This window comes from Rhodovulum imhoffii, assembly GCF_003046545.1.
GTDB classification, from domain to species: domain Bacteria; phylum Pseudomonadota; class Alphaproteobacteria; order Rhodobacterales; family Rhodobacteraceae; genus Rhodovulum; species Rhodovulum imhoffii.
On the sequence record NZ_QAAA01000027.1, the window covers coordinates 1 to 22,827 of the forward strand.

General features: G+C 61.3%; 24 protein-coding genes, 1 tRNA gene and 1 pseudogene. 11 read left to right on the forward strand and 15 right to left on the reverse strand.

From position 1 onward, the window contains the following. Nucleotides 1–808: 808 nt before the first annotated feature. Nucleotides 809–1,123: pseudogene (locus C8N32_RS13740) on the forward strand (transposase); the annotation flags it as partial. 113 nt (nucleotides 1,124–1,236) lie between these two features. On the opposite strand, the gene rpsI reads toward C8N32_RS13740, so the two are convergent. Together rpsI and rplM are read right to left on the reverse strand one after the other, a co-directional pair. Then, nucleotides 1,237–1,722, reverse strand: coding sequence for a 30S ribosomal protein S9 (rpsI, locus tag C8N32_RS13745; protein ID WP_107893571.1), 486 nt, complete (start codon nucleotides 1,720–1,722; stop codon nucleotides 1,237–1,239). Then, nucleotides 1,722–2,186 (reverse strand): 50S ribosomal protein L13, encoded by a 465-nt coding sequence (gene rplM / locus C8N32_RS13750; RefSeq protein WP_107893551.1) that lies wholly within the window; start codon nucleotides 2,184–2,186, stop codon nucleotides 1,722–1,724. The genes rpsI and rplM overlap by 1 nt, the downstream gene beginning before the upstream one ends. A gap of 307 nt (nucleotides 2,187–2,493) precedes the next feature. On the opposite strand from rplM, the gene speD reads away from it, so the two are divergent. Both speD and speE read left to right on the forward strand, forming a co-directional pair. Continuing rightward, on the forward strand, nucleotides 2,494–3,000 hold the full coding sequence (gene speD, locus C8N32_RS13755) for an adenosylmethionine decarboxylase (RefSeq protein WP_107893552.1): 507 nt from the start codon (nucleotides 2,494–2,496) through the stop codon (nucleotides 2,998–3,000). Next, nucleotides 2,997–3,848 carry a polyamine aminopropyltransferase gene (gene speE, locus C8N32_RS13760; RefSeq protein WP_107893553.1) on the forward strand — a complete coding sequence of 284 codons (852 nt, stop codon included), beginning with the start codon at nucleotides 2,997–2,999 and terminating at the stop codon, nucleotides 3,846–3,848. The genes speD and speE overlap by 4 nt, the downstream gene beginning before the upstream one ends. On the opposite strand, the gene C8N32_RS13765 is transcribed toward speE, so the two are convergent. Together C8N32_RS13765 and C8N32_RS13770 are read right to left on the reverse strand one after the other, a co-directional pair. After that, entirely contained in the window at nucleotides 3,832–5,178 is a 1,347-nt protein-coding gene (locus C8N32_RS13765) for a cytochrome P450 (protein WP_107893554.1), read from the reverse strand. The two genes, speE and C8N32_RS13765, sit on opposite strands and share 17 nt — an antisense overlap. After that, nucleotides 5,175–6,383 (reverse strand): hypothetical protein, encoded by a 1,209-nt coding sequence (locus C8N32_RS13770; protein WP_107893555.1) that lies wholly within the window; start codon nucleotides 6,381–6,383, stop codon nucleotides 5,175–5,177. The genes C8N32_RS13765 and C8N32_RS13770 overlap by 4 nt, the downstream gene beginning before the upstream one ends. Before the next feature lie 102 nt (nucleotides 6,384–6,485). Between C8N32_RS13770 and C8N32_RS13775 the strand changes: the two genes are divergently transcribed. Beyond that, complete coding sequence (locus C8N32_RS13775; RefSeq protein ID WP_107893556.1) at nucleotides 6,486–6,728, forward strand: sulfurtransferase TusA family protein; 243 nt, start codon at nucleotides 6,486–6,488, stop codon at nucleotides 6,726–6,728. Here C8N32_RS13775 and C8N32_RS13780 read toward each other — a convergent pair. From C8N32_RS13780 to purC, 6 genes are all read right to left on the reverse strand, one after another. Further along, on the reverse strand, nucleotides 6,718–9,381 hold the full coding sequence (locus C8N32_RS13780) for a ribonuclease E/G (protein WP_107893557.1): 2,664 nt from the start codon (nucleotides 9,379–9,381) through the stop codon (nucleotides 6,718–6,720). The two genes, C8N32_RS13775 and C8N32_RS13780, sit on opposite strands and share 11 nt — an antisense overlap. Nucleotides 9,382–9,754: 373 nt before the next feature. Further along, nucleotides 9,755–11,080 carry a sigma-54-dependent transcriptional regulator gene (locus C8N32_RS13785; RefSeq protein ID WP_107893558.1) on the reverse strand — a complete coding sequence of 442 codons (1,326 nt, stop codon included), beginning with the start codon at nucleotides 11,078–11,080 and terminating at the stop codon, nucleotides 9,755–9,757. A 4-nt stretch (nucleotides 11,081–11,084) separates the two neighbouring features. Next, a complete protein-coding gene (locus C8N32_RS13790) occupies nucleotides 11,085–12,848 on the reverse strand; it encodes a sensor histidine kinase (RefSeq protein WP_107893559.1) in 1,764 nt (587 codons plus the stop codon). 45 nt (nucleotides 12,849–12,893) lie between these two features. Then, nucleotides 12,894–13,562 (reverse strand): phosphoribosylformylglycinamidine synthase subunit PurQ, encoded by a 669-nt coding sequence (gene purQ / locus C8N32_RS13795; protein WP_107893560.1) that lies wholly within the window; start codon nucleotides 13,560–13,562, stop codon nucleotides 12,894–12,896. Between the two features lie 11 nt (nucleotides 13,563–13,573). Next, entirely contained in the window at nucleotides 13,574–13,813 is a 240-nt protein-coding gene (gene purS, locus C8N32_RS13800) for a phosphoribosylformylglycinamidine synthase subunit PurS (protein ID WP_107893561.1), read from the reverse strand. Nucleotides 13,814–13,824: 11 nt separating this feature from the next. Then, a complete protein-coding gene (gene purC, locus C8N32_RS13805; protein WP_107893562.1) occupies nucleotides 13,825–14,586 on the reverse strand; it encodes a phosphoribosylaminoimidazolesuccinocarboxamide synthase in 762 nt (253 codons plus the stop codon). Between the two features lie 174 nt (nucleotides 14,587–14,760). On the opposite strand from purC, the gene C8N32_RS13810 reads away from it, so the two are divergent. The 5 genes from C8N32_RS13810 (at nucleotide 14,761) to C8N32_RS13830 (ending at nucleotide 17,889) form a co-directional block, all read left to right on the forward strand. Then, on the forward strand, nucleotides 14,761–15,075 hold the full coding sequence (locus C8N32_RS13810) for a DUF1476 domain-containing protein (RefSeq protein ID WP_107893563.1): 315 nt from the start codon (nucleotides 14,761–14,763) through the stop codon (nucleotides 15,073–15,075). A gap of 131 nt (nucleotides 15,076–15,206) precedes the next feature. Further along, a complete protein-coding gene (bmt, locus tag C8N32_RS13815) occupies nucleotides 15,207–16,214 on the forward strand; it encodes a betaine--homocysteine S-methyltransferase (protein ID WP_107893564.1) in 1,008 nt (335 codons plus the stop codon). A 110-nt stretch (nucleotides 16,215–16,324) separates the two neighbouring features. Beyond that, nucleotides 16,325–17,023, forward strand: coding sequence for a corrinoid protein (locus C8N32_RS13820; protein WP_107893572.1), 699 nt, complete (start codon nucleotides 16,325–16,327; stop codon nucleotides 17,021–17,023). 49 nt (nucleotides 17,024–17,072) lie between these two features. Further along, nucleotides 17,073–17,261, forward strand: a complete 189-nt coding sequence (locus C8N32_RS13825) for a hypothetical protein (RefSeq protein WP_107893565.1) — start codon at nucleotides 17,073–17,075, stop codon at nucleotides 17,259–17,261. Next, entirely contained in the window at nucleotides 17,254–17,889 is a 636-nt protein-coding gene (locus tag C8N32_RS13830) for a DUF1638 domain-containing protein (RefSeq protein WP_244905928.1), read from the forward strand. The genes C8N32_RS13825 and C8N32_RS13830 overlap by 8 nt, the downstream gene beginning before the upstream one ends. On the opposite strand, the gene C8N32_RS13835 is transcribed toward C8N32_RS13830, so the two are convergent. Continuing rightward, entirely contained in the window at nucleotides 17,886–18,311 is a 426-nt protein-coding gene (locus C8N32_RS13835; protein WP_107893566.1) for a SufE family protein, read from the reverse strand. The genes C8N32_RS13830 and C8N32_RS13835 overlap by 4 nt on opposite strands. 123 nt (nucleotides 18,312–18,434) lie before the next feature. Here C8N32_RS13835 and C8N32_RS13840 point away from each other — a divergent pair, with 123 nt between their 5' ends. Continuing rightward, complete coding sequence (locus tag C8N32_RS13840) at nucleotides 18,435–18,905, forward strand: hypothetical protein (protein WP_107893567.1); 471 nt, start codon at nucleotides 18,435–18,437, stop codon at nucleotides 18,903–18,905. Here C8N32_RS13840 and rnd read toward each other — a convergent pair. The 3 genes from rnd to purM all read right to left on the reverse strand — a co-directional run bounded on the left by rnd (nucleotide 18,902) and on the right by purM (nucleotide 21,774). After that, nucleotides 18,902–20,053, reverse strand: a complete 1,152-nt coding sequence (gene rnd / locus C8N32_RS13845; RefSeq protein ID WP_107893574.1) for a ribonuclease D — start codon at nucleotides 20,051–20,053, stop codon at nucleotides 18,902–18,904. The two genes, C8N32_RS13840 and rnd, sit on opposite strands and share 4 nt — an antisense overlap. Before the next feature lie 87 nt (nucleotides 20,054–20,140). After that, the gene (purN, locus tag C8N32_RS13850) at nucleotides 20,141–20,731 is read right to left on the reverse strand and encodes a phosphoribosylglycinamide formyltransferase (RefSeq protein ID WP_107893568.1); all 591 of its coding nucleotides are present in this window, start codon (nucleotides 20,729–20,731) and stop codon (nucleotides 20,141–20,143) included. After that, on the reverse strand, nucleotides 20,728–21,774 hold the full coding sequence (gene purM / locus C8N32_RS13855; RefSeq protein WP_107893569.1) for a phosphoribosylformylglycinamidine cyclo-ligase: 1,047 nt from the start codon (nucleotides 21,772–21,774) through the stop codon (nucleotides 20,728–20,730). The genes purN and purM overlap by 4 nt, the downstream gene beginning before the upstream one ends. A 100-nt stretch (nucleotides 21,775–21,874) precedes the next feature. Here purM and C8N32_RS13860 point away from each other — a divergent pair. Continuing rightward, nucleotides 21,875–21,951 (forward strand) — tRNA-Ile (locus C8N32_RS13860). Nucleotides 21,952–22,232: 281 nt separating this feature from the next. Here the strand turns inward: C8N32_RS13860 and C8N32_RS13865 are convergent. Then, nucleotides 22,233–22,703, reverse strand: coding sequence for a hypothetical protein (locus C8N32_RS13865; protein WP_146159724.1), 471 nt, complete (start codon nucleotides 22,701–22,703; stop codon nucleotides 22,233–22,235). Between the last annotated feature and the right edge of the window lie 124 nt (nucleotides 22,704–22,827).

The following is a 22,827-nucleotide window of genomic DNA, read 5'->3' on the forward strand; positions in this document are numbered from 1 at the left end:
TGCTGAGCAAGCTTGGTGGCGGTATCACGCGGCGCAGCTTTCTTTGCTGTCGATGATCGCCCCATGGGTGGTTCCTCCTTCCCGAAAATAGCACGAAAGAAGGTTAAGTGGGCAACTGAAAGTGGGAGCCGTTGGATTACTGTTAAATATCGTGCATATCTCACTCGCATATGCAGACTTAATTACAGTGTATCTGATCGAAGATTTAGGCGTCCACGGCGGTTACAGGCATTGCCTATACGACAACGACGCCATTATCTACTTTTCAGAGGACTTGCCTTGCCCCGTCTCAACAGAGGATGAAATAGGATGAGACGTATTCTTATCAACATCGCTTCATTCACGACCTACTTATTGCTGTCTACACAAGTGTATGCTCAAAGCCTCGATCCCGGCGAAGCATTCAATCAGGGCTTACAACAGCAACAACAGCGGTTTGAAAACGCTTTTGGGACAGTAGACCGACTTGGGCGGCAAGCGGAGTGCGCCGCAATTCGTTCGGCCACTGGTCTACGGGGCTGTAGGCCGCGCGTATGCAATGTAAACCGCCCAGATTTGGCGACCAACCGAGAGCTTATTGGATTGTGGTTTGATGCAAATAACACATGCCGAGGGGCGACCAGAAATTATGAAGCCGCGTGTGAGTGTCGAGAACAAGTAAGCGCCTATCTCCGCGAGGCTCGAAGTCTCTGCTATGGTCGCGAAAGTCAATTTGCCCCAGAGTACCAATGGCACCGCTGCACATACGATAGCTACTGAGGAAAACATGAAAAGGTTTTATTATCTTATCGCAATGTTGCTTTCAGGGCTTGCCGCCCGTGGTGCTCATGCTGTCATACCACCGCGCAAAAACGCCAAACCGTGGAAATCTACCAGCCCCGGCGCCATCGCCCGTAACGATGCGGTCAATGCCTCGCGCTATCTCGGGCGACCCATCTGGAAGCGGTGGGCCGGATACCGCCGCCGGAGCCGCGTCGAGAGCAAGATGCATTATATGAAACGGCTGGGCCAATCTTCGATGGCGCGGGACTTCGACCGGCAGGTCGCAAAGATCCAAATCCGCGTCGCCGTGCTCAATCGCGACACTGCCCCTGACATTCCTGTCACAGAGCCTGTCGGATAAGTCCGACCGGGGAAAGGGAAACTGCGCTCACACACGGATTTGTGCAACAAAGCCCCCTGATCACAAAGGGGCCGCCCAAAAGGCAGCCCCTGAAGTTTGCAGTTTTGCCGGACTCAGCGCTTGGAGAACTGGAAGCTGCGGCGAGCCTTGCGGCGCCCGAACTTTTTGCGTTCCACCACGCGGCTGTCGCGGGTCAGGAAACCGGCGGCCTTCAAAGAGGCGCGCAGCGTCGGGTCATAGAACTGAAGGGCCCGCGAAATGCCGTGCTTGACGGCCCCCGCCTGCCCGGACAAGCCCCCGCCCTTGACGGTAGCAACGACATCGAACTGATCTTCGACACCGGCGACGGTGAAAGGTTGCCGCAGGATCATCTGCAACACAGGCCGGGCGAAATAGCTGTTGATCGGCTTGCCGTTCACCACGACCTTGCCCGATCCGGGCTTGATCCAGACACGGGCAACGGCGTCTTTACGCTTTCCGGTGGCGTAAGACCGGCCAAGGTCGTCACGGACAGGTTCACGCGGGGCTTCCGGTTCGGCCAGGAGCTCGCCGGCGACGGCCTCGTTCAGCGCGTCGAGGGATTTGATTTCTTCAGCCATCATGCGCTCCGGGTGTTTTTCTTGTTCATGGATTTGACATCCAGCACTTCGGGCTGCTGCGCCTCGTGCGGATGTTCGGACCCGGCGTAAACGCGCAGGTTGGTCATGAGCTTGCGGCTCAGGCGATTGCCCGGCAGCATACGCTTGACAGCCTGGGTGACGACGCGCTCCGGGTGGGCACCTTCCAGGATCTGACCGGCGGTGCGGTTCTTGATGCCGCCCGGATGGCCGGTATGCCAGTAATAGACCTTTTCGGCACGCTTGTTGCCGGTCATCTGTACCTTGTCGGCGTTGATGACAATGACATTGTCGCCCATGTCCATGTGCGGGGTATAGCTGGCCTTGTGCTTGCCGCGCAGGCGCATGGCGATGATCGAGGCAAGACGACCCAGAACGACGCCTTCGGCGTCGATCAGGATCCATTTCTTGTCGATATCCGCCGGTGTCGCGGTATAGGTTTTCATGTGTCTGCCTTTTGGCTGTTGGTCGGGTCTGCCCGAAAACGTGGATGGGCGCTTTCTAAGCATTTTTCAGAAACAGTCAAGGGCGCCTGATTCCAATTATATTTTTAAAAACAGTGATTTAAAAATAAGGTATTATAATACCCCAAAAGAGGTAGAAAATTTTTCCGGCGCCGGTACAGACTTCTCTTGATCGACTCGTCACAAAGCCTTAGGTGCCCCCGTGAGATCGGCACCGATCCCAACTTCGGGTTTCCGGGGGGGCGCTAAGGGCCGGCTGGATTAATCTACTGGTAAGAAGGGGCGCGCCATGTCTGACGCCAACCTCTTCCAACTGGGGATCGGTCTGGAGACAGGCGCCCATGCGGAAGACTCCCGCAGCCCTTCGGCTGCACCCATTTCACGCGACGTGTTGGACGACACGCGCGATGATCATTTCATTCGCCGCGACGGGCGTGTCTATGCAGGCACGCACCTGATCATCGAGGTTGTGAACGGCCACGGTCTGGATGAGGAAACGCGCATCCAGGCCGCGTTCCGCGACTGTGTGGACGCCTGCGGCGCGACTCTGCTGCACATCCACACCCACAAGTTCAGCCCCCAGGGCGTGAGCGGCGTGGCCGTGCTGGCCGAAAGCCACATTTCGGTGCACACTTGGCCGGAAATCGGTTACGGCGCATTCGACGTCTTCATGTGTGGCGATGCCGATCCGTGGCAGGCAGTCGACGTTCTGAAACTCGCTTTCAGAACCGAGGATGTTCGTGTCAAGGAACTTCTGCGCGGGGATGGCCTGGTGACGGAGATGTGCGCCGCATGAACGAATGGTCCACCGAAAATCTGCATGGCGATTATGCCCAGTCCCTGCGCGTCGGGAAGATGCTCTATGACAGCGAAACCGAACATCAGCGGCTGCGCCTGTTCGAGAACGATACCTTCGGTCGTGTCCTGACGCTCGACAATGTCGTTCAGACAACCGAAGGCGATAACTTCATCTACCATGAGATGATGGCCCATGTGCCGATCCTGGCCCATGGGATGGTCCGACGGGTGCTGATCATCGGTGGCGGGGATGGCGGGATGGCCCGCACGGTTCTGGACCACGCCAGCGTAGCGCATGTCACGATGGTGGAAATCGACGAAAGCGTCGTGGCTTTCTCACGCGAATACCTGCCCAACCTCAGCCGGGGCGCCTTTGATGACCCCCGCCTGAAGCTCGTGATCGGCGACGGGGCCGACTTCCTGAAAACCACCGAAGACCGCTTTGATATTGTCATCGTCGATTCCACCGACCCTGTCGGACCGGGCGAGGTGCTGTTCACCGAAACCTTCTACGGACATGCCAGGCGCGCCTTGTCGCCGGGTGGGATTCTCGTCACCCAGAACGGCGTGCCGTTCCTGCAAGGCGAGGAACTGACCAACACCATGCGCGCCTTCCGGGCTCTGTTCGCAGATTGGGGGTGTTACCTGGCCACCATACCGACCTATGCCGGCGGCCCGATGGCCTTTGGCTGGGGAACCGATGGCAAGTCCCGTGACGTGAGCCTTCAGCACCTCCGGGAGCGGTTCGCCACCGCAGCCCTCAAAACGGACTACTACACCCCCGAGGTGCACAAGGCCGCCTTCGCCCTGCCCGGCTACGTCCGGCGTCTCATGCCCGCGGACTGAACCGCAACCAGATCCCCTCCCGCGCCCGGACGGTCAGATAAGCCACAGGCACCGGCTCACGTCCGGGTACGGGGTCCAGCCGCCAGCGGCGCAGGATCAGGGCAAGAATCAAAACCGCCTCCGCCATTGCAAAACCCGCACCGGTACAGACCCGTGGCCCGGCGGAAAACGGAATAAACGCATCGCGCAGGCAGGCCTTGCCATCTGCGGTCGTATAGCGGTCCGGGTCGAATCCGTCCGGGTTGCTCCAGTACAGGCTGTGCCTGTGCAGGTGCCAAGGGCTCAGCACGATCTGCGAGCCCACGGGAATGTCCCGATTTCGGAACCGCTCCGGCCGGGTGGTTTCGCGCACCATCATCGGCACCGGAGGATACAGGCGCAGTGCCTCCCGAAATACGTCACGGATGAACGGCAGTTTTTTCAGATCCCCGAATTCCGGCTCGTCGGGAAAGCTGTCCGCCTCCTGCGCCGCACGCACCTGCGCCTCGGGGGAAATCGCCAGCAGGTAAAGCGCCCATGCCAGCGCCGAAGCCGACGTCTCGTGCCCGGCAAGGAAAAAGATCGCCACCTGGTCGACCATTTCGGCGGCGTCGAAGGTTTCACCTGTTTCCGGATCACGGGTCGTCATGATCTTGGTGGCAAGATCGTCGGGGGCGGTCCCGGAGGCGATCTGAGCCTTGCGGGCCGTGGTCATTTGCAGGATCAGCCGCCGGATTGCCCGTGCCGAAGCCCGCGTGCGGCGCCCGTGCAGACGCGGCACCCAGCGCGGGCCCAGGAAGGCCGCCAGATTCACAAGCGGCTGGCTGCGCTGATAGGCGCGGAACTGGTGGAAGACCGCCTGGGCGGTTTCATCCTCGATCGGGATGGAGAACAATGTGCGGAAGATCACATCTGCCGCAGCGTGGCTCATATGCGCCTCAACCTCGGTCTCACCGGGGACGAACCGGGCAACGGTGGCACGGGCGGCCTCCAGCATGGCGGGAAAGGTATCGCGCAGCCGGCCGCCTTCAAAGGCCGGGTCGATAATGCGGCGCTGGCGCAGCCATGTTTCCCCGTTGGTCAGAAAGACCGAGTTGCCCAACAACGGCCTCAACCCAGCCCCGACCCGGTCGGACTTTGGGAATTCCATCGGCCGATCCCTGAGCACACATCGAATCAGATCCGGCTGGTTCACCATGTAGGAGCGGAAAAACGGCGTGCGAAACTCCGCCATCTTGGCACGGTAAAGCTTTGCCGGATGAGCCGAAAGCATGTCCGCGCGGAACCGATGGATGTAACCGGCCAGTGTAATCTTGCCATCTCGGGGCGCGGGTTTGGGCGGCTGGGTCATGGCACGGTCGAGGTATGGCGGTTCAGCGGGCGCGCATCGCGACTGGGGGAATGTGCCCGTCCCGCGAAATGTGCGGCCAGACTTTCCGGTCCGGCGGTGATGCGAAAATAATCATAGGGCCCCGGTTTGTCGAAGGCGCATAAGTATTGAAAATGGCGCCGGAAAAACCGCCATTGCATCATCTTTTGCCGCTCGGGTGAAAGCGTTTGCGAAAATGCCGCCGAAACGATCAGCGGCGCGTTCTGAGGCTTCGGTGCGACACCGGACACAGCGACCGGATCGCAAAGCGCAAAGGCACACCCATCCCCCGGCGCAGTCACATCCACCCAGGGAATACGCCCCTCGCCCATCAGCGCCAGATCCGCCCGAAGCCGCCAGGCCTTCGGCAGGAAGGAGACCATCGGGACCACATGGCCCAGAGACAGGAAAGACAGTTGCGTCTCTTGCGGCAGACGCCCTGCGCGCAGCATGTCTGCCAGAACCGACACCCCCAGATACGCCCCCGACGAATGACCAACCAGCAGGACCTCATCGATATCGGGCTGGCGCAGGGCCTCGGTCAGACGATCGGCAAACACCGCCAACCGGGCCTCCAGCTCTGCCGGGTACGCCCCGTTCTCGATGGCACTGAAGGCATAGTCATGCATCAGGTACCAGGCAAAAACCTTGCCATCGTGACGGCGAAACCACCACAACACCGGCCAGACGGCCAGCAACCCCAGCCAGCCGAGAAAAGGCACACCCGTCAACGCCAGCCCGGCCCCCACAAGCCGCGCCACACACAAAGCAACGGCAAGCTGTGCCAGCAGCACCACGATAGGATAAAGCGCGGAAATCGTCGGACCCTTGCGCAGCCGCATCAGCCGCCACAGCGCCCCGGACCCGACATAGGCCCAGGCGGTCCGTGCAAGCTGGGCGTAAGTCGCCGGGATCGAGGGGTTCATATGCGCCCGCACGATATCGGACCAGACAAGCACTTCGAACTCGGTTTCCGTCTGCCGGCCCTCGAATTGCGTGGCAACCAGCCAGCCGTAGCCGGGTTTTCCCCGGCGTGGATGCAGGGCCAGATCGTAGCCGCCGATCTCTGCCTGCTCAGCACCTTCTTTTCGGTAAAGTTCTCGGTAACGGCGGGGATGGATGGGGTCGTAGCCGGGCAGATAGAATACCAGCCGGCGGCGGACCGGGGTGTGGGGCGCTTTTCCCATGAACACGTCACGAACCGTTGCTTTGCAACGACCCTAAGCCAGCACCGGCCCTGATGCCAGCAAGATATGGACTCATCCGTCCGCCGGAGTTATGCCCCAGCCATGAGCGATCTGCACGAGATTGACGCCCGCGGCCTGCGCTGTCCCCTGCCGGTTCTGAAACTTCGCAAAGCCCTGGCGGGTTTGTCCGAGGGGGCAGAATTGCGCCTGTGGGCCGACGATCCGATGGCGCTGATCGATATTCCCAATTTCTGCACGGAAAGCGGCCACACCGTTCTGGCCGAAGAGGAAACCCGCGGCGGCCACGTCTTCGTGATCCGCTGCGGGAAAGCCATCAACTGCTAAGCGACCACCAGCCACGCTTTTTGGGCTTGGGGCTGGACGCGGGTTGTGACGTGTCCTCCACCGGCGCGCCATCGGACACGGACTGCGCCGCACCGGCCCCATTTGCAGGAGTGTCGGGTCCGGGGTTCGGGGCCTTGTCCGGCTGAACCTCGTCACCCGTCTCCGTCTTTTCCGCCCTGACGGCTGACGCCCCGGCCTTTTCAGATCCATCCACCGGCACGCCCCCACCGGTCCCGGATTCGGATGTGGTTTCCGGAACCGCCTCCGCCGCAGGGGGAATATCCGAAAACGCCGCGGGCTCTTTCTGTGCGCCCTTGTCCTCACTCACCGGCATTTCGCCCGTGCCGTCGCTTGCCTGCGCTGGCAACCCGTCCTCCGGCACGGCATCTGTGTCGTTTCCCTTCCGGCGCGACCGCGAGGACCTGCGACGCGAAGATCTGCTTCGGGTCTTTTCGGGGATCTCTTCGGGCTCGGGCCTTGGCGTCCCGGCCTCTGCCTCTGCCTCTGCTGCCTCTGCCTGCTGGGGCTCGTCGGCGCTTTGGACATCGGCCTCCTGCTCTGCTACGGTCTCGGGCTTTTTCTTCTTGCTGCGCCGCCGCCGCCGCTTCTTGGCGGGGCTTTCGTCCCTGGCAAGCGGCGCTTCGCTCTCCTCCGCCTCTTTTACCTCTCTGGGCTCGGACATATCCACAGAGACGACCGGCACCGATGGTGCCGCGACCTCGCGGGTGGCGGTCTTGAACCGCTCGATCGCGTAATCCGGCGAGATCAGGAGCGGGTCTGCCTCAATGCGTACAGACATGCCGTAACGCGCCTCGATCTGGGCGATATGCTCCCGTTTCTGGTTGATCAGGAAATTCGCGATCGCGACCGGGGCCTTCAACAATACTTCCCGAGAGCGGGAACGCACGCCCTCTTCTTCCAGTTCCCGCAAAACCGACAGGGCGAGGTTGTCATGGGAGCGGATCATCCCCGTGCCATGACAGTGCGGGCAGGGCTGGGTGGTCGCCTCGATCATGCCGGGGCGCAGGCGCTGGCGCGACATCTCCAGCAGGCCAAAGCCCGAAATCCGCCCGACCTGAATACGCGCCCGGTCGTTTTTAAGCCGTTCCTTCAGTCTTTTCTCAACGGCGCTGTTATTCTTGCGCTCGTCCATGTCGATGAAGTCGATGACGATCAGACCGGCAAGATCGCGCAGGCGCAACTGCCGGGCGACCTCCTCGGCCGCCTCGAGATTGGTCTTGAGTGCCGTCTCTTCGATCGAGCCCTCTTTCGTCGCCCGGCCGGAGTTCACATCGATGGCAACCAGCGCCTCGGTAACACCGATGACGATGTACCCCCCGGACTTGAGTTGCACCGCCGGGTTGAACATGGAACTGAGGTAGCTTTCCACCTGATAGCGGGCAAAAAGCGGCATCGGATCCTGATACTGCTTCACGTTCTTGGCATGGGACGGCATGATCATCTTCATGAAATCCTTGGCCGTGCGATAACCGGCCTCGCCTTCCACCAGAACCTCGTCGATCTCGCGCGAATAGAGATCCCGGATCGTCCGTTTGATCAGGTCGCCTTCTTCATAGATCGGTGCGGGCGCGATGGACTTGAGCGTGAGCTCGCGGATCTGTTCCCACATGCGCATCAGATACTCGTAGTCGCGCTTGATCTCCGCCTTTGTGCGCTTGGCGCCTGCGGTGCGGATGATCAACCCCGCCCCTTCCGGAACGGAAAGGGAAGAGGCGATGTCCTTGAGCTTCTTGCGGTCGGCCGCGTTGGTAATCTTGCGTGAAATGCCCCCGCCGCGGGCGGTGTTGGGCATCAGAACGCAATAGCGTCCCGCCAAGGACAGATAGGTTGTCAGCGCCGCGCCCTTATTGCCACGCTCTTCCTTGACAACCTGAACCAGCATGATCTGCCGGACCTTTACGACCTCCTGGATCTTGTAGCGACGCGAACGGGGTTTGCGCGGGCGCAGATCTTCCTGATCCTCCTCGGCGGCGACGGATTCGATCTCGTCTTCGGCAGTGTCCTCGGGGTCGTCACCATGCTCGGGGTCGTCACCATGCTCGGGGTCGTCAATGTCAGGTGCAGTGTCTTCGGGCGCGTCGGCCTCCTGAGGCGTTTCGGAGCGGGCAGCCCCGGTATCGCCGAACGGGACTTCGCCCCCATCGGGCGTGTCCGGCATCTCGTCCTCGGCAGGAACGTCGATCAGGCCGGTCTCTTCCGGTTCGAATTCCACAACGTCCATCCCCGGAATATCCGAAACCTCCCGGGTCTCGACCGGATCGTCCTGCTTTGCGCGCGCGGCCCGTCCCCGGCTGCGCCGGGACCGGGACTTGGGTTTGGTCTCTTCTTCCTCAAGGGAAGAGGCATAGGCGCGCTCCTCCTCCAGAAGCGCCTCCCGGTCGGCAACCGGAATCTGGTAATAGTCCGGGTGTATTTCCGAAAACGCGAGAAATCCGTGGCGGTTGCCGCCATAATCGACGAACGCCGCCTGAAGCGACGGCTCGACCCGTGTTACCTTTGCGAGATAAATGTTTCCGGCAAGTTGCCGTTTGCTGGCGCTTTCGAAATCGAATTCGTCAACCTTGTTTCCATCCACCACCACAACGCGGCACTCTTCCGCGTGGGTGGCATCGATAAGCATTTTCTTTGCCATTTTTTCTCATCGCATCGCACCACCGCGCAGGCCCCGGGGGGCGCAGACGGTTGGGGAGATGCCTTGTTGGGGCGTGGACAGACGCGGGGAACACATCCCGGGCGCAGGCTGCTCGCCGGCCCATAGGTTGCCTGTTCCTGCTCACGCGTTCCATCGCGGTTTGTCTCCGATGCCGTTACGGCACCCTATGTTTGACCGGGGCACGTGGCCCAGGCATGCGTATGATCCGTAAAGGACCCATCGGTCTGTTTCGTGCTGGTTCGGGTTTTCCCGCCGAGCGCGAAAAACAGCGAAACTCAATCAGGCGGCAAATACCGCACCATGCGACAATAACGGCACTGCAGCATCAAGGGCAATGCCTTTTTTCCGGCGCTTAAAGATAGTCCGACCGGCTCAACCCGTATTTCGCCATCTTCTCGTTCAGGGTGCGGCGGGGCAGGCAAAGCTCCTCCATGACGCTGGCGACAGACCCCTTGTGACGACGCATGGCATTGTCGATGAGCATTCGCTCAAAGGCATCCACGTATTCCTTGAGCGGCTTGCCTTCGGTGGTGGTGGGGTCGCCTGCCTCGTCCTCGGCCATCAACAGGCTGGCAATGGTTCCCGCCCCCCGTCGGGACTGAAGCACCGCGCGCTCAGCCACGTTGACAAGCTGGCGCACATTGCCCGGCCAGGGGGCCTGCAAAAGCTGTGCGGCCTCCTGTGCGTTGACCGTGGGGGCATCACAGCCATATTCCTCGGCGAATTGCTCGACCAGATGAGTGAAAAGGGTCAGGATGTCCTCCCCCCGGCTGCGCAGAGGCGGCAGCAGGATCTTCATCGCCGCGAGACGGAAATACAGGTCGCTGCGCAAGACGTCCTCACAGCTTTTGCCCGGCTCCTGAAGGTTCGAAACCGCCACGATGCGGGTTTCCGCGGGCGTACCCTGCTCATCGATAAAGGCCAGCAGGCGCGCCTGAAGCGCGGGGGGCAACGCCTCGATATCCTCAAGGCAGAGCGTTCCGCCACGAGCCTCGACCGTGGCCGGCATCGGGCCGTCACTGGAAGGGCCGAATAACCGCGCGGCAAGCGCCTCTTCCCCGCAAGCGGCGCAAGACAGCAACACGAACCGACGCCCCGCCCGCGGCCCCACCGCATGCAGTGCATGGGCGACCAACGTCTTCCCGGTTCCCGTTTCCCCATCTACCAACACATGCCCGTCCGCCTGGCCCAGGTCGAGAATGTCCTCCCTCAAACGCTCCATCGCCGAAGATCCGCCGATCAGCTTTTTCATCAGGACCGATCCATCCGCGAGTTCGCGGCGCAGCGCGCGGTTGTCCAGGGTCAACTGCCGGGCCTGCGCCGCGCGCCTGGCCAGATCCCCCATCCGGCCGGGATTGAAGGGTTTTTCAAGAAAATCGTAGGCCCCAAGACGCATCGCCTCCACCGCCATCGGCACATCCCCGTGGCCGGTGATCAGAATCACGGGCAGGCTGTTGTCCATTGCCATCAGCCGCTTGAGAAACGCGATCCCGTCCATGCCGGGCATCTTGATATCGCTGACGACAATACCGGGATAATCCGCCCCGATAGCCCTGAGCGCGTCCTCCGCGCAGGAGAAGGTCTCCGTGTCATACCCCGACAACGCCAGCCACTGGCTGACAGACTGGCGCATGTCCTGTTCATCGTCGACGATTGCAATTTTCATTGTCCGGCTCATGCGTTCACTCTGCAGCTTTTCGCGTTTCATCCAGGATCGGCAGTTGCACTTCGAACACGGCGCCGCCCGCGCGCCCGTTGCGTGCCGTCAGCCGCCCCCCCAGGTCGGATACGATCCCCGAGGAAATCGCCAGCCCCAGGCCCACCCCGTCGCCGGGCTGCTTGGTCGTGTAAAAGGGCTCGAACAGGGCATTGATATCCTCAATCCCGTGGCCGTTGTCACGCACGGTCAGCGTTGCAGTCTCTCCGGCGGACAGGATCAGGTCAACCTGCGGGGCTTCGTTGGTCTTGGTGGCATCCAGCGCATTGCGCAAAAGGTTGATGATGACCTGCTCCAGGCGGATGCGGTCCCCCATCACCATGACCGGGCCTTCGGGCAGTGTCCGGGTGATGGTGACCTTGCGGCGCTTGAGCTGTGGCTCCATCATCGCCAGCGCACTGGACAGGCAGGCACGAAAATCCATCGCCTCGAACGCGTCGCCCCCCTTGCGTGCGAAACTCTTGAGTTGCCGGGTGATGGCCCCCATACGTTCGATGAGATCGTCAATCCGCTGAAAGGAGGCCAAAGCCTCCTCGGAACGGCGGCGTTGCAACAACAGGCGCGCTCCGGCGAGATACGTCTTCATCGCGGCCAGCGGCTGGTTCAGTTCGTGGCTGACTGCGGCAGACATCTCCCCGAGCGCCGCCAGCTTGGAGCTTTGCGCAAGCGTCTGCTCGGCCACCTCAAGGTTTTTCTCCACTTTTTCACGCTCTGCGATCTCGCGTTGCAGGCGCGCGTTCAGTTCGCGCAACTCAACCGTCTCACGCTGAAAGAAAACCGACCGGGATTGTGCCCGCCGCGACAGCATGTAGAACGTCAGCGCCAGAAGTATGGCAAACCCCATGATCTCCAGCGCCAGAACCGCGTTCACCCGCTCACGTATAGAAGCGTAGGTCGTGAACGAGGTGATCCGCCACCCCTGGAACGGCACGCGCGCGTCATTGCGCATGACCGCCTCCCCCATGAGGTAGGCATCGGGCGGCAGCGCCCCCCAATCCGCCGTCGCCTGAATAGCCCGGGAGATCGCCGACGGCGCAGAGCGCACCTCCAGCGCCTCGGCAATGGTGCGCCCGCGCCAGCGCGGCTCGGTCGAGAGAATGATCCGCCCTTCGCTGTCGGTAACGAGAATCGCGTCCGACACACCCGCCCAGCTTCGCTCGAATTTCGCCAGATCGACCGTGACGACAATCACCCCGACTCCCGACCGCTCGGAGGTGATCTTGCGCGAATACGTGAACCCGTAGCCGCCCTGCTCCGCCTCGGAGGCGATGAACACCGTGTCGCTGGAGCGCAAAGCCTCTATGAAATAGGGCCGATCACGCTGCAAGGCGCCGATCTGCGCCCGATCCGTCGCGGCCACGACACGGCCGGACAGGTCCATCATCGTCAGCGCCGCGGCACCGATTTCCTCGATATACGAAATCAGCCGCTGGGAACTTTCGCGGTAATCCCCGGTATTGAGCGCGTTGATCAGCGTCGGATCGCGTGAAAGCAGCAACGGCACGACCGAGGCGCGTTGCAATTCGCTGACCACATTGCCGGAATAAAGCGCCAGCCGAACCTGTGCGCGGTTCCGCGTGGTTTCGGTAAAACGTTCCGTCAGGAAAGTATTGGTAACCCAGACCACCCCGACCGCCAGAGCGACAAGCGCGACAACGACAAGACGCAACCGCCAGTCCAGCCCGTCGCGCAGGGTGATTTTCTCTGTTTTGCGGGCCGTTTTCGCCATAAGGGCAAGTTACGCGCCCTGCCCCCGGCGCTCAAGCGCAAGCACTCAGGCACGCACCAGCGCATCCACCAACGAGCGGAAAAGCGCCGCACCGTCAGTTCCCCCATGGGCCGGTTCGGCGGCCCGTTCCGGGTGGGGCATCATCCCCAGAACGCGGCGATTCTCGCTCAGCACACCGGCGATCCGGGCGGCCGATCCGTTGATGTCCCGCGCGTAGGTAAAGGCGATGCGGTTCTCGGCCTTGAGCTGGCCGACAAGCCCATCGTCAGCGACGTAATTGCCATCGTGATGGGCCACGGGAACAGAAATTTTCTGCCCCCGATCATACCCGGACGTAAAGGCACTTTCGCAGGTTTCCACAACAAGATCAACGCTTTTGCAGATAAACTTCAACCCTGCATTGCGCATCAGGACACCGGGCAAGACACCTGTTTCCGTCAGCACCTGAAAACCGTTGCATATTCCCAACGCATACCCGCCGCGGCGGGCATGGTCGATCACCGCCGCAGTGATGGGAGAGCGCGCGGCAATCGCCCCGCAACGCAGGTAATCGCCGAACGAGAACCCCCCCGGAATCCCCACGACATCCACGCCTTCGGGCAGCGTGCTGTCCTTGTGCCAGACCATGGCGACATCGGCCCCGGCCTGGCGGAAGGCGTCCGCCAGGTCGCGATCACAATTGGAGCCGGGAAAAACGACAACGGCAGCTTTCATGGCACCCTCCGTCAGCCGATCTCGATATCGTAACGCTCGATCACCGTGTTGGCGAGCAGTTTCTCACACATGTCACCAAGACGCGCCCGGGCGGCTTCGACGTCGGTATCTTCCAGGTCGAGGTCCAGAACCTTGCCCTGACGCACGCCGGTGACGCCTTCGAAACCAAGGCTGCCAAGGGCGTGGCGCACGGCCTCCCCCTGCGGATCCAGAACACCGTCCTTCAGCATGACATGAACGCGGGCTTTCATCGGCGGACCTTTCAGTTGATCAGCGTGGGCTTCGAGGTGTTCGGGGTGTTCGCAGGCATCACGCCAAGACGGCGTGCGACCTCGGTATAAGCGTCGGTCAGGCTGCCCAGATCCCGGCGGAACACGTCCTTGTCAAGCTTCTGGCCGGTGGCGATATCCCACAGGCGGCAACTGTCGGGGGAAATCTCATCCGCCACGATGAGACGCATGAAATCACCCTCGTAGACACGACCGATCTCGATCTTGAAATCCACCAGCCGGATCCCGACACCATACATCACCCCGGAGAGATAATCGTTCACCCGCAGCGCCAGCGCGACGATATCGTCCATGTCCTGCTGCGAAGCCCAACCGAAAGCGATGATATATTCCTCGGGCACCAGCGGGTCGCCAAGCGCATCGTCCTTGTAAGAAAATTCAATGATCGGGCGCGGCAGCTGGGTGCCTTCCTCAAGTCCCAGCCGCTTGGCCATCGAACCGGCGGCGACATTGCGGACGATCACTTCAAGCGGAATGATCTCAACCGACCGGATGAGCTGTTCGCGCATGTTGATACGGCGGATGAAATGAGTCGGCACACCGATCATGTTCAGCCCGGTCATGAAGAATTCGCTCAGCCGGTTGTTGAGCACCCCCTTGCCATCCACGGTGGCTTTCTTCTCGGCATTGAAGGCGGTGGCGTCATCCTTGAAATATTGGACCAGTGTGCCCGGTTCCGGGCCTTCGTACAGAATTTTTGCCTTGCCTTCGTAAATCTTCTTACGCCGTGCCATGGGAACTCCGGAAAACGCAGGGGGGCGGGCTTTGCGCCCGGCTGGGGTTGCGCCTCTCTTAGTGCAAGGCGCTTTCTGCCGCAAGGCGGGACAACATATCGGCCTTGCCCCCTATGCAGGGCCGTCATGATCCCTTAAATCCCCAATCATGAAGATTCAGGAGGGCAAAGGCCGATGACGACCTTCGACGACCGCGAAAGCGCATTTGAAAACAAGTACGCCCACGATCAGGAAATGCAGTTCAAGGCCACCGCGCGCCGCAACAAGCTGCTGGGCCTGTGGGCGGCCGACCTCATGGGGATGAACGACGAGGACGCCGCCACCTACGCGAAGGAAGTGGTAAAGGCCGATTTCGAAGAAGCCGGCGACGAAGATGTCTATCGCAAGGTTGCGGGCGATCTTGGCGGACGCGCGGACGAAACCACGATCCGCACCAGGATGGTGGAACTCCTGGCCCAGGCCAAGGCCCAGATCATGGCTGAAGAGTGAGCGCATCGGCCGGGCACCCTGCCCGGCCCCGTTCAAGAAGATTATGACAAAAATGAATTTGCGCACGGCATGCCTCCGTGGCACCCCTTCGCGCAATCGGCGGCGTTGAACCGCCACGAGAAGGACAAACCATGACCGACGCGTTGACCCGCCTTCTGCAAACCCGCGACTGGCTTATGGCTGACGGCGCCACCGGGACCAACCTGTTCAATATGGGGCTGAGTTCGGGCGATGCCCCGGAACTCTGGAACGAAGAACACCCCGACCGGATTCGTACCCTTTATAAGGGCGCCGTGGACGCGGGTTCGGATATCTTCCTGACCAATTCGTTCGGCGGAAATGCGGCACGGCTGAAGCTGCACGGCGCCCAGAAGCGGGCGCGCGCGCTTTCGCGCATCGCCGCGGAACTGGGGCGCGATATCGCCGACACCGCCGGACGCCCGGTCGTCGTGGCCGGCTCGGTCGGCCCGACTGGCGAGATCATGGAACCCATGGGCACCCTGACCCATGCCGACGCAGTCGAGATATTCCACGAGCAGGCCGAGGGCTTGAAAGAAGGGGGGGCCGACGTGCTTTGGGTGGAAACCATCTCCGCACCCGAAGAGTTCAGGGCCGCCGCCGAAGCCGCGAAACTGGCGTCCATGCCCTGGTGCGGCACGATGAGCTTCGACACCGCCGGACGCACGATGATGGGGGCGACCTCCGCCGCACTGGCGGAACTGGTGGAAAAACTGCCCCACAAGCCACTTGCCTTCGGGGCCAATTGCGGCGTCGGCGCGTCGGACCTGCTGCGTACGGTGCTGGGCTTTGCCGCAGCAGGAAGCGAACGTCCGATCATCGCCAAGGGCAATGCGGGCATCCCGAAATACGTGCATGGCCATATCCACTACGACGGCACGCCGGACCTGATGGCCGACTATGCGATTCTTGCCCGAGACAGCGGGGCGACCATTATCGGCGGATGTTGCGGCACGACGCCCGAACATCTGCGCGCGATGCGCGCGGCGCTGGAAACCCGCCCCAGGGGGCCGCGCCCCAGCCTTGAGGATATCACCACCCGGATCGGGGGCTTTTCCTCGGCCTCTGACGGCACCGAGGGCGATGCCCCCGCACGCCCCCGCCGCCGGCGGCGCAGCTGAATGACAGGTCGGTCGCGGCACCGGCAATGTCGCAACCGGCCAAATCCCGTGCGGCAGAACCGCGCAAACTGATCATGACGGCCCCGAAAGGCCGAACCGGAGCAACGCACATGGCCGACGAAAATGAGCTCATCCTCTCGGAACTTCCCGATGACGAACTCGTCACGCAGATGCAGGATGACCTTTACGACGGTCTCGGCGAGGAAATCGTGGACGGCGTCAATATTCTTCTGGAACGCGGCTGGCAGCCCTATGACGTCCTGACAAAGGCGCTGGTTGCGGGCATGACGGTGGTCGGAAACGATTTCCGTGACGGCATCCTGTTCGTGCCCGAAGTTCTTCTGGCGGCCAATGCCATGAAATCGGGAATGGCGATCCTCAAGCCGCTTCTGGCGGAAACCGGTGCGCCCAAAATGGGCAAGATGGTCATCGGCACCGTCAAGGGCGACATCCACGATATCGGCAAGAACCTTGTCGGCATGATGCTGGAAGGCGCGGGCTTCGAGGTCGTGGACCTTGGCATCAACACCGCGGCGGAGGCCTACCTGGAGGCGCTGGCCAGGGAAGAAGCCGACATCCTGGGCATGTCGGCCCTGTTGACCACGACCATGCCCTACATGAAAACCGTGATCGACGAGCTTGTCGAGAAAGGCCGCCGCGACGATTACATCGTTCTTGTGGGCGGTGCCCCGCTGAACGAGGAATTCGGCCGGGCCATCGGGGCGGATGCCTACTGCCGGGACGCGGCGGTAGCCGTTGAAATCGCCAAGGATTTCATCGCCCGCAAACATAACCAAATGAGCGCCTGACCTTGCGGCGGCGGCCCGCCCGCCCCACATTTCAAGGCAGGAGATGCCCATGCCGGTCACGCGGTTCATTTTTACTCTCATCGCCGTTCTGTTTGCCGCGGCCATAACGCTGTGGCTGGGCGCGCTTGTGGCGGCATCGGTTCAGATGCCGGGACTGACGCTGATGGTCATGGTGCCGATCGCGCTGACCGCTTTCCTGGGGCTGCGTGTCGCCCTGCGCCACAATCGCCGTGACTGACGCCGCCCCCCGCGACGATTTGCTGACGCAAACCGGCCTGCCTGCCCGTGGTGCCGGCGCGGTTCTGGTGATTGCCTGCGGTGCGCTGGCACATGAGGTGCTTGCCCTCAAGCAGATCAATGGATGGGACCACCTGGACCTGACCTGCCTGCCCGCAATCTGGCACAATCACCCTGAGCGGATCGTCCCCGGCATACGCGAGGCCGTGGAAAGGCACCGCAGCACCTATAAGACCATTTTCGTCGCCTATGGCGATTGCGGCACCGGCGGCCTCTTGGCGCAAACCTGTGACGCGCTGGGCGTGGAAATGATCGCCGGCCCACATTGCTATGCCTTCTTCGACGGGCTGGACCGCTTTACCTCCCGCGAGGAAACGACATCCTTTTACCTGACCGATTTCCTGACACGCCAGTTCGACGCCTTCGTCTGGCGCCCCCTGGGGATGGACCGGCACCCGGAACTCGTTCCGCTTTACTTCGGGAATTATGAGCGTCTGGTCTACCTTGCCCAGACCGACGACCTGGCCCTGGACCACAAGGCGCGGGACTGCGCCAGACGGCTCGGGCTGGACTATGAACGCCGCTTGACCGGTTACGGCGACCTTGCCACCGCGCTGGGGGCGCTTTAGGCGACAGCTTCCGCCGCGAGGTCGCGGATACGCGCCACCATCGCCCGCAGCCCGTTCGAACGCTGGGACGACAGGTGGTCATCCAGACCCAACCGCGCCAGTTCCGCGGACGCATCCACCTCCAGCACCTCGACGACGCTTAACCCGTCATAAAGCGCGTGCAGCACCGCAATCAGCCCACGCACGATCATCGCATCGCTTTCGCCCTGAAAGTGAAACCGCGCGCCAGCCCCCCGCCCCTCGATCTGCGGCATCAGCCAGACCTGGCTGGCGCATCCCTCGACTTTGGTGGCAGGAACTTTGAGCGCCTCGTCAAGCGGCGGCATCGCTTTGCCCAGCTCGATAACATGGCGGTAGCGATCCTCCCACTCGTCAAGGAAATCGAAGGTTTCAACGATATCTTCAAACTCTGTGCTGGCCACGGGTGTACCCTTTGCTTTTGCCCTTGCCTTGGGGTAGCCCCGAGTTGCAAAAAGGTCCACCCATTCGGGTTTTCAAACGCATGTGTTCCGGCTAACACTTTGGCAAGAACCAAGGGGATATCCATGAAGCGAGTGCTGATCGCCACCCTGGCCGCCACCCTGACGCTGAGCGCCTGCTCCGGCGTGCGCGAGCCACGCCTGAACCCGTTCACCTGGTTCGGACGCAGCACCGAAACCACTCCGGCGGACAGCGCCAGCACCACACCCGAAAACGTCGACCCGCGCCCACTTGTGGCACAGGTTCTGTCCATGCAGGTGGAACACATACCCGGCGGTGCGATTTTACATGTGACCGGCCTGCCCCCGTCCCAGGGCTACTGGGAGGCAGACCTGGTCCCGCTCAATGAGGAGACCCCTGAAGACGGTGTGTTGAGCTATCGGTTCCACGCCGCACCGCCCGCCGCGCCAACGCGTACCGGCACCCCGCAATCCCGCGAGATCACAGCCGGGCGCTTCCTGTCCGAACAGACCCTGCAGGGCGTGCGCCGCATCACGGTGATCGGTGCGGGCAACAGCCGCAGCAGCAGCCGCTAAGGCAGGTTGACAACCTCAACGCGCTGCCCCTTGACGGCCAGCCCGATCTCTCCGTTGCACAGGCGCAGCGCGTCCGCACCGAAGACTTCGTGCCGCCACCCCTTCAGCGCCATGATGTCGCGTTTGCCTGCGGCGATGGCATCAAGATCGGAAGCCGTTGCAATCAGCTTTTGCGCAACGGCAGCGTTTTCCGACTTCGCCTTCAGCAGCACCCGCAACAAATCCGCAAGTGCCGGGTTGACCTGAAGCTTGTCATTGCCTTTTTCAATTTTCGGGTAATGTTCGGCGGGCATTTCCTGCGCGGCCTTGACGGCAGTCAGGATGCCGGCGGCAATCTCTCCCCTGCGGGCTTCGCGCAAAAGCAGGCGCGCGCGCGACAGATCCTCCTCCGTGCCGGGTCTGGTCGAGGCCAGTTCCAGAAGCGCCTCATCCTTGAACACGCGGTTACGAGGAATGTTGCGGGCCTGCGCATAACTTTCACGAAAACGGGCCAGTTCCTGAACGAGCGCAAGGAACTTGCCGCTATGGGTGCGGGTCTTGACCCTTTTCCACGCTTCGGAAGGATTGACCACATAGGTCGCGGGGTCGGTCAAAACCTGAAGCTCTTCGCGCACCCATTTTTCCCGGTTCGTTTTTTCCAGCTCTGCGGCAAGGTACTCATAAATCACCCGCAGATGTGTCACATCCGCCAGCGCGTATTTCTTTTGTGCTTCGGACAATGGACGACGCGACCAGTCGGTAAAGCGGGAGGTCTTGTCCAGACTGGCCTTTGCGATCTTGCGCACCAGCGTTTCATAGCCGACCTGTTCCCCGAAACCGCAAACCATCGCGGCGACCTGGGTGTCGAACAACGGCTCGGGAAAGACATTGCCTTCAACGAAGAATATCTCCAGATCCTGCCGGGCGGCATGGAACACCTTGACCACTTTCGGGTTCACGAACAGATCGTAAAGCGGCTCCAGCGACAGGCCGGAAAGAGGATCCACCAGCACCGCCTCTCCGCCTTCAGGCAGGGCAAGCTGTACAAGACACAGCCTGGCATAATAGGTGCGTTCCCTCAGGAACTCGGTATCGACAGTAACATACGGGCCATGCTTTGCCTCCTCGCAAAAGGCGGCAAGCTCTTCGGTGGTCGTCAGTGTTCTCATATGGGCCTTGATAATATATTTGGTGAAAATCACCACCATCGGCCAAGTGATAACGAAACACGCCCGGCATGCAAGCGTTGCATGGGGTCAGGGCAGGTAGACCGGGGTCTTGTCCCCTGCCGCATAGCGGCGCAGCACCTGAGGATAAAGACGATGCTCCATCGGCAGCACACGTGCGGCAAGCGTATCGGGCGTGTCGCCGGACAACACGGGCACCCGCCCCTGCCCGAGGATCGGCCCGCCGTCGAGTTCGGCCGTCACCTCATGAACGCTGCATCCGGCCTCCGCATCCCCGGCCTCGATCGCACGGGCATGGGTGTGCAGCCCTTTGTATTTCGGCAACAGCGAGGGATGAATGTTCAACATCCGCCCTGCCCACCGGGTAACGAAACCCTCGGTCAGAACCCGCATGAACCCGGCAAGGCACAGGATGTCCGGTTCGGCCCGCTCCAGTTCGGCCTGCAACGCGGCCTCGAACCCGGCGCGATCCTTGCCGAAGGGCCTGTGGCCGACCACCGCCGTGGGAATGCCGCGGGCGGCGGCCTTCTCCAGGCCCCCCGCACCCGGCACGTTTGACAACACCAGAACCGGCCGCGCCGGATGATCGCCGATCATGCTGTCGGCCAGTGCCACCATGTTGGACCCGCCGCCCGAAATCAGAATGGCAACCCGTCTCAAGCCAGCGCCCCCGCGTAGCGCATTCCCGCACCCGCGCTCAACCTGCCCAGAGGATAGACGGTCTCTCCCGAATCCTCCAGCAGCGCGGTCAGATCCCCGGCCCGGTCGGGGGCCGCGACAAGAACCATGCCAATGCCACAATTGAAGGTCTTCAACATCTCCGATTGCGCCAGCCCTGCGCTGTGCTGCAACCACCTGAAGACCGGCGGCAAGGCCCACGCGGCAAGGTCGATCTCAGCGCCCAGCCCCTCGGGCAGAACGCGGGGCAGGTTTTCCGTCAGCCCGCCACCGGTGATATGGGCCATCGCATGCACCCCGCCAGCCCGCATCGCCGCCAGCGCCGGCCTGACGTAAAGACGCGTCGGCGTCAGAAGCGCCTCCCCCAGAGGAGCCTCGGCAAATGGCGCCTGGGCGTCCCACCCCAGCCCGGCCTGCGCGACCACCTCACGGACCAGCGAATAACCGTTCGAGTGAACACCGTCCGAAGCCAGCCCCAGCAGCACGTCGCCTTCGGTCACACCGGCGGGCAGATCCATGCCCCGTTCCATTGCCCCGACGGCAAATCCCGCAAGATCGAAATCGCCCGCCCCGTACATGCCGGGCATTTCCGCCGTCTCGCCCCCGATGAGGGCACAGCCCGCGCCTTCGCAGCCTCTGGCGATGCCTTCGACAACTTCCGCCGCCTCCTCGACCCGCAGCTTGCCGGTGGCGAAATAGTCGAGAAAGAAAAGCGGCTCCGCCCCCTGGCAGACAAGGTCATTGACGCACATCGCCACAAGATCGACCCCAACGCCGCCGACATGGCCGGTATCGATGGCGATCCGCAGCTTGGTGCCGACCCCGTCGGTTGCCGCCACCAGAACCGGATCGCTGTAGCCAGCGGCCCTGAGATCGAAAAGCGCACCAAAACCGCCCAACCCGGACATCACCCCCGGCCGTTTTGTGGCGGCGGCGGCGGGCTTGATCCGCTCCACCAGCGCATTGCCCGCGTCGATATCCACCCCGGCTTGGGCATAGGTCAGGCCGTTCTTGCGCTCGCTCATCGGTCTCTCCTTCGATTTGCGCGTCCGATACCGGATTGACGGCGCCCTGTCCACGGGGCAGCTTGACGGGACGCGCCGGTCTGTTAGGAAACACGCGGGCGGGCCTGTAGCTCAATTGGTCAGAGCAGAGCGCTCATAACGCTTTGGTTGGGGGTTCAAGTCCCTCCGGGCCTACCATTTATCCCGTAACTACTTCATATTAAAATATAATTTTAAATTCCCCCATGTCAGATCCGGGGGCGGAGCCCGCAACCCTGCCTGAAACTGCCGGAACCGCATGATTCAAACTCCCACATAATGAGCCTTCATTTCCATTGCTGCGACCATGTTATGGATCAGGTGAACGTCAACAGACCCTAGTGATGGCCACAGAGGAAGCCAGCAAGGGCAACCCACCCAAGAATGCCGGCGCGGCCTTCGTCGGCTACTGCAAGAAGCAGGACAAGCTGAGGTAAAAACTATACACCCTGCGAATTAAGGCTTTTCAGTCTGTATGTTGCTAGGACGCCAATAATAGCTGCGGCAACATAAATAATGGTCAAAAGTACAGTTGTAATTTTCAAAGATGTCACATCGTAAACAAAGTATGCCATCATCACGTTAATCAACCGCCAAGCGGCCAAAGCCAAAATGACGAAAGCGGCAATAAAGCTTTTTTTCCATCTAAAAAATATTACAGCGACAATCAAAATTATCATATCGATAGCCAATGCTACGATGATGTCAGAAAAACTGGATAGGCTCGTGCCTGGTATTTGTCCTATTTCATCAATGCCTGTCTGGAAAACGATCCAAAGAGATGTCGCCGCCTTAAATGCCGAGGAAAATATCATTAAAATAAAAATCCAAAAAACCTGCTTAATAGCTGTTTCTGCCTGAATTTTCGTCTTTGGGTTTATAATCTCTGAAAATGTTGTTTTACAGATCATCTTGATCTGCTCCAAGGCTTTAAAGTTTAGTAAGCGCTGTCACCGCGGCACGCCTGTTCAGCTTGACGGGTTGAAGTTCCATGGCAGGAGCTCGTCGATCCTGCTGGCGGGGTGACCGGCGGTG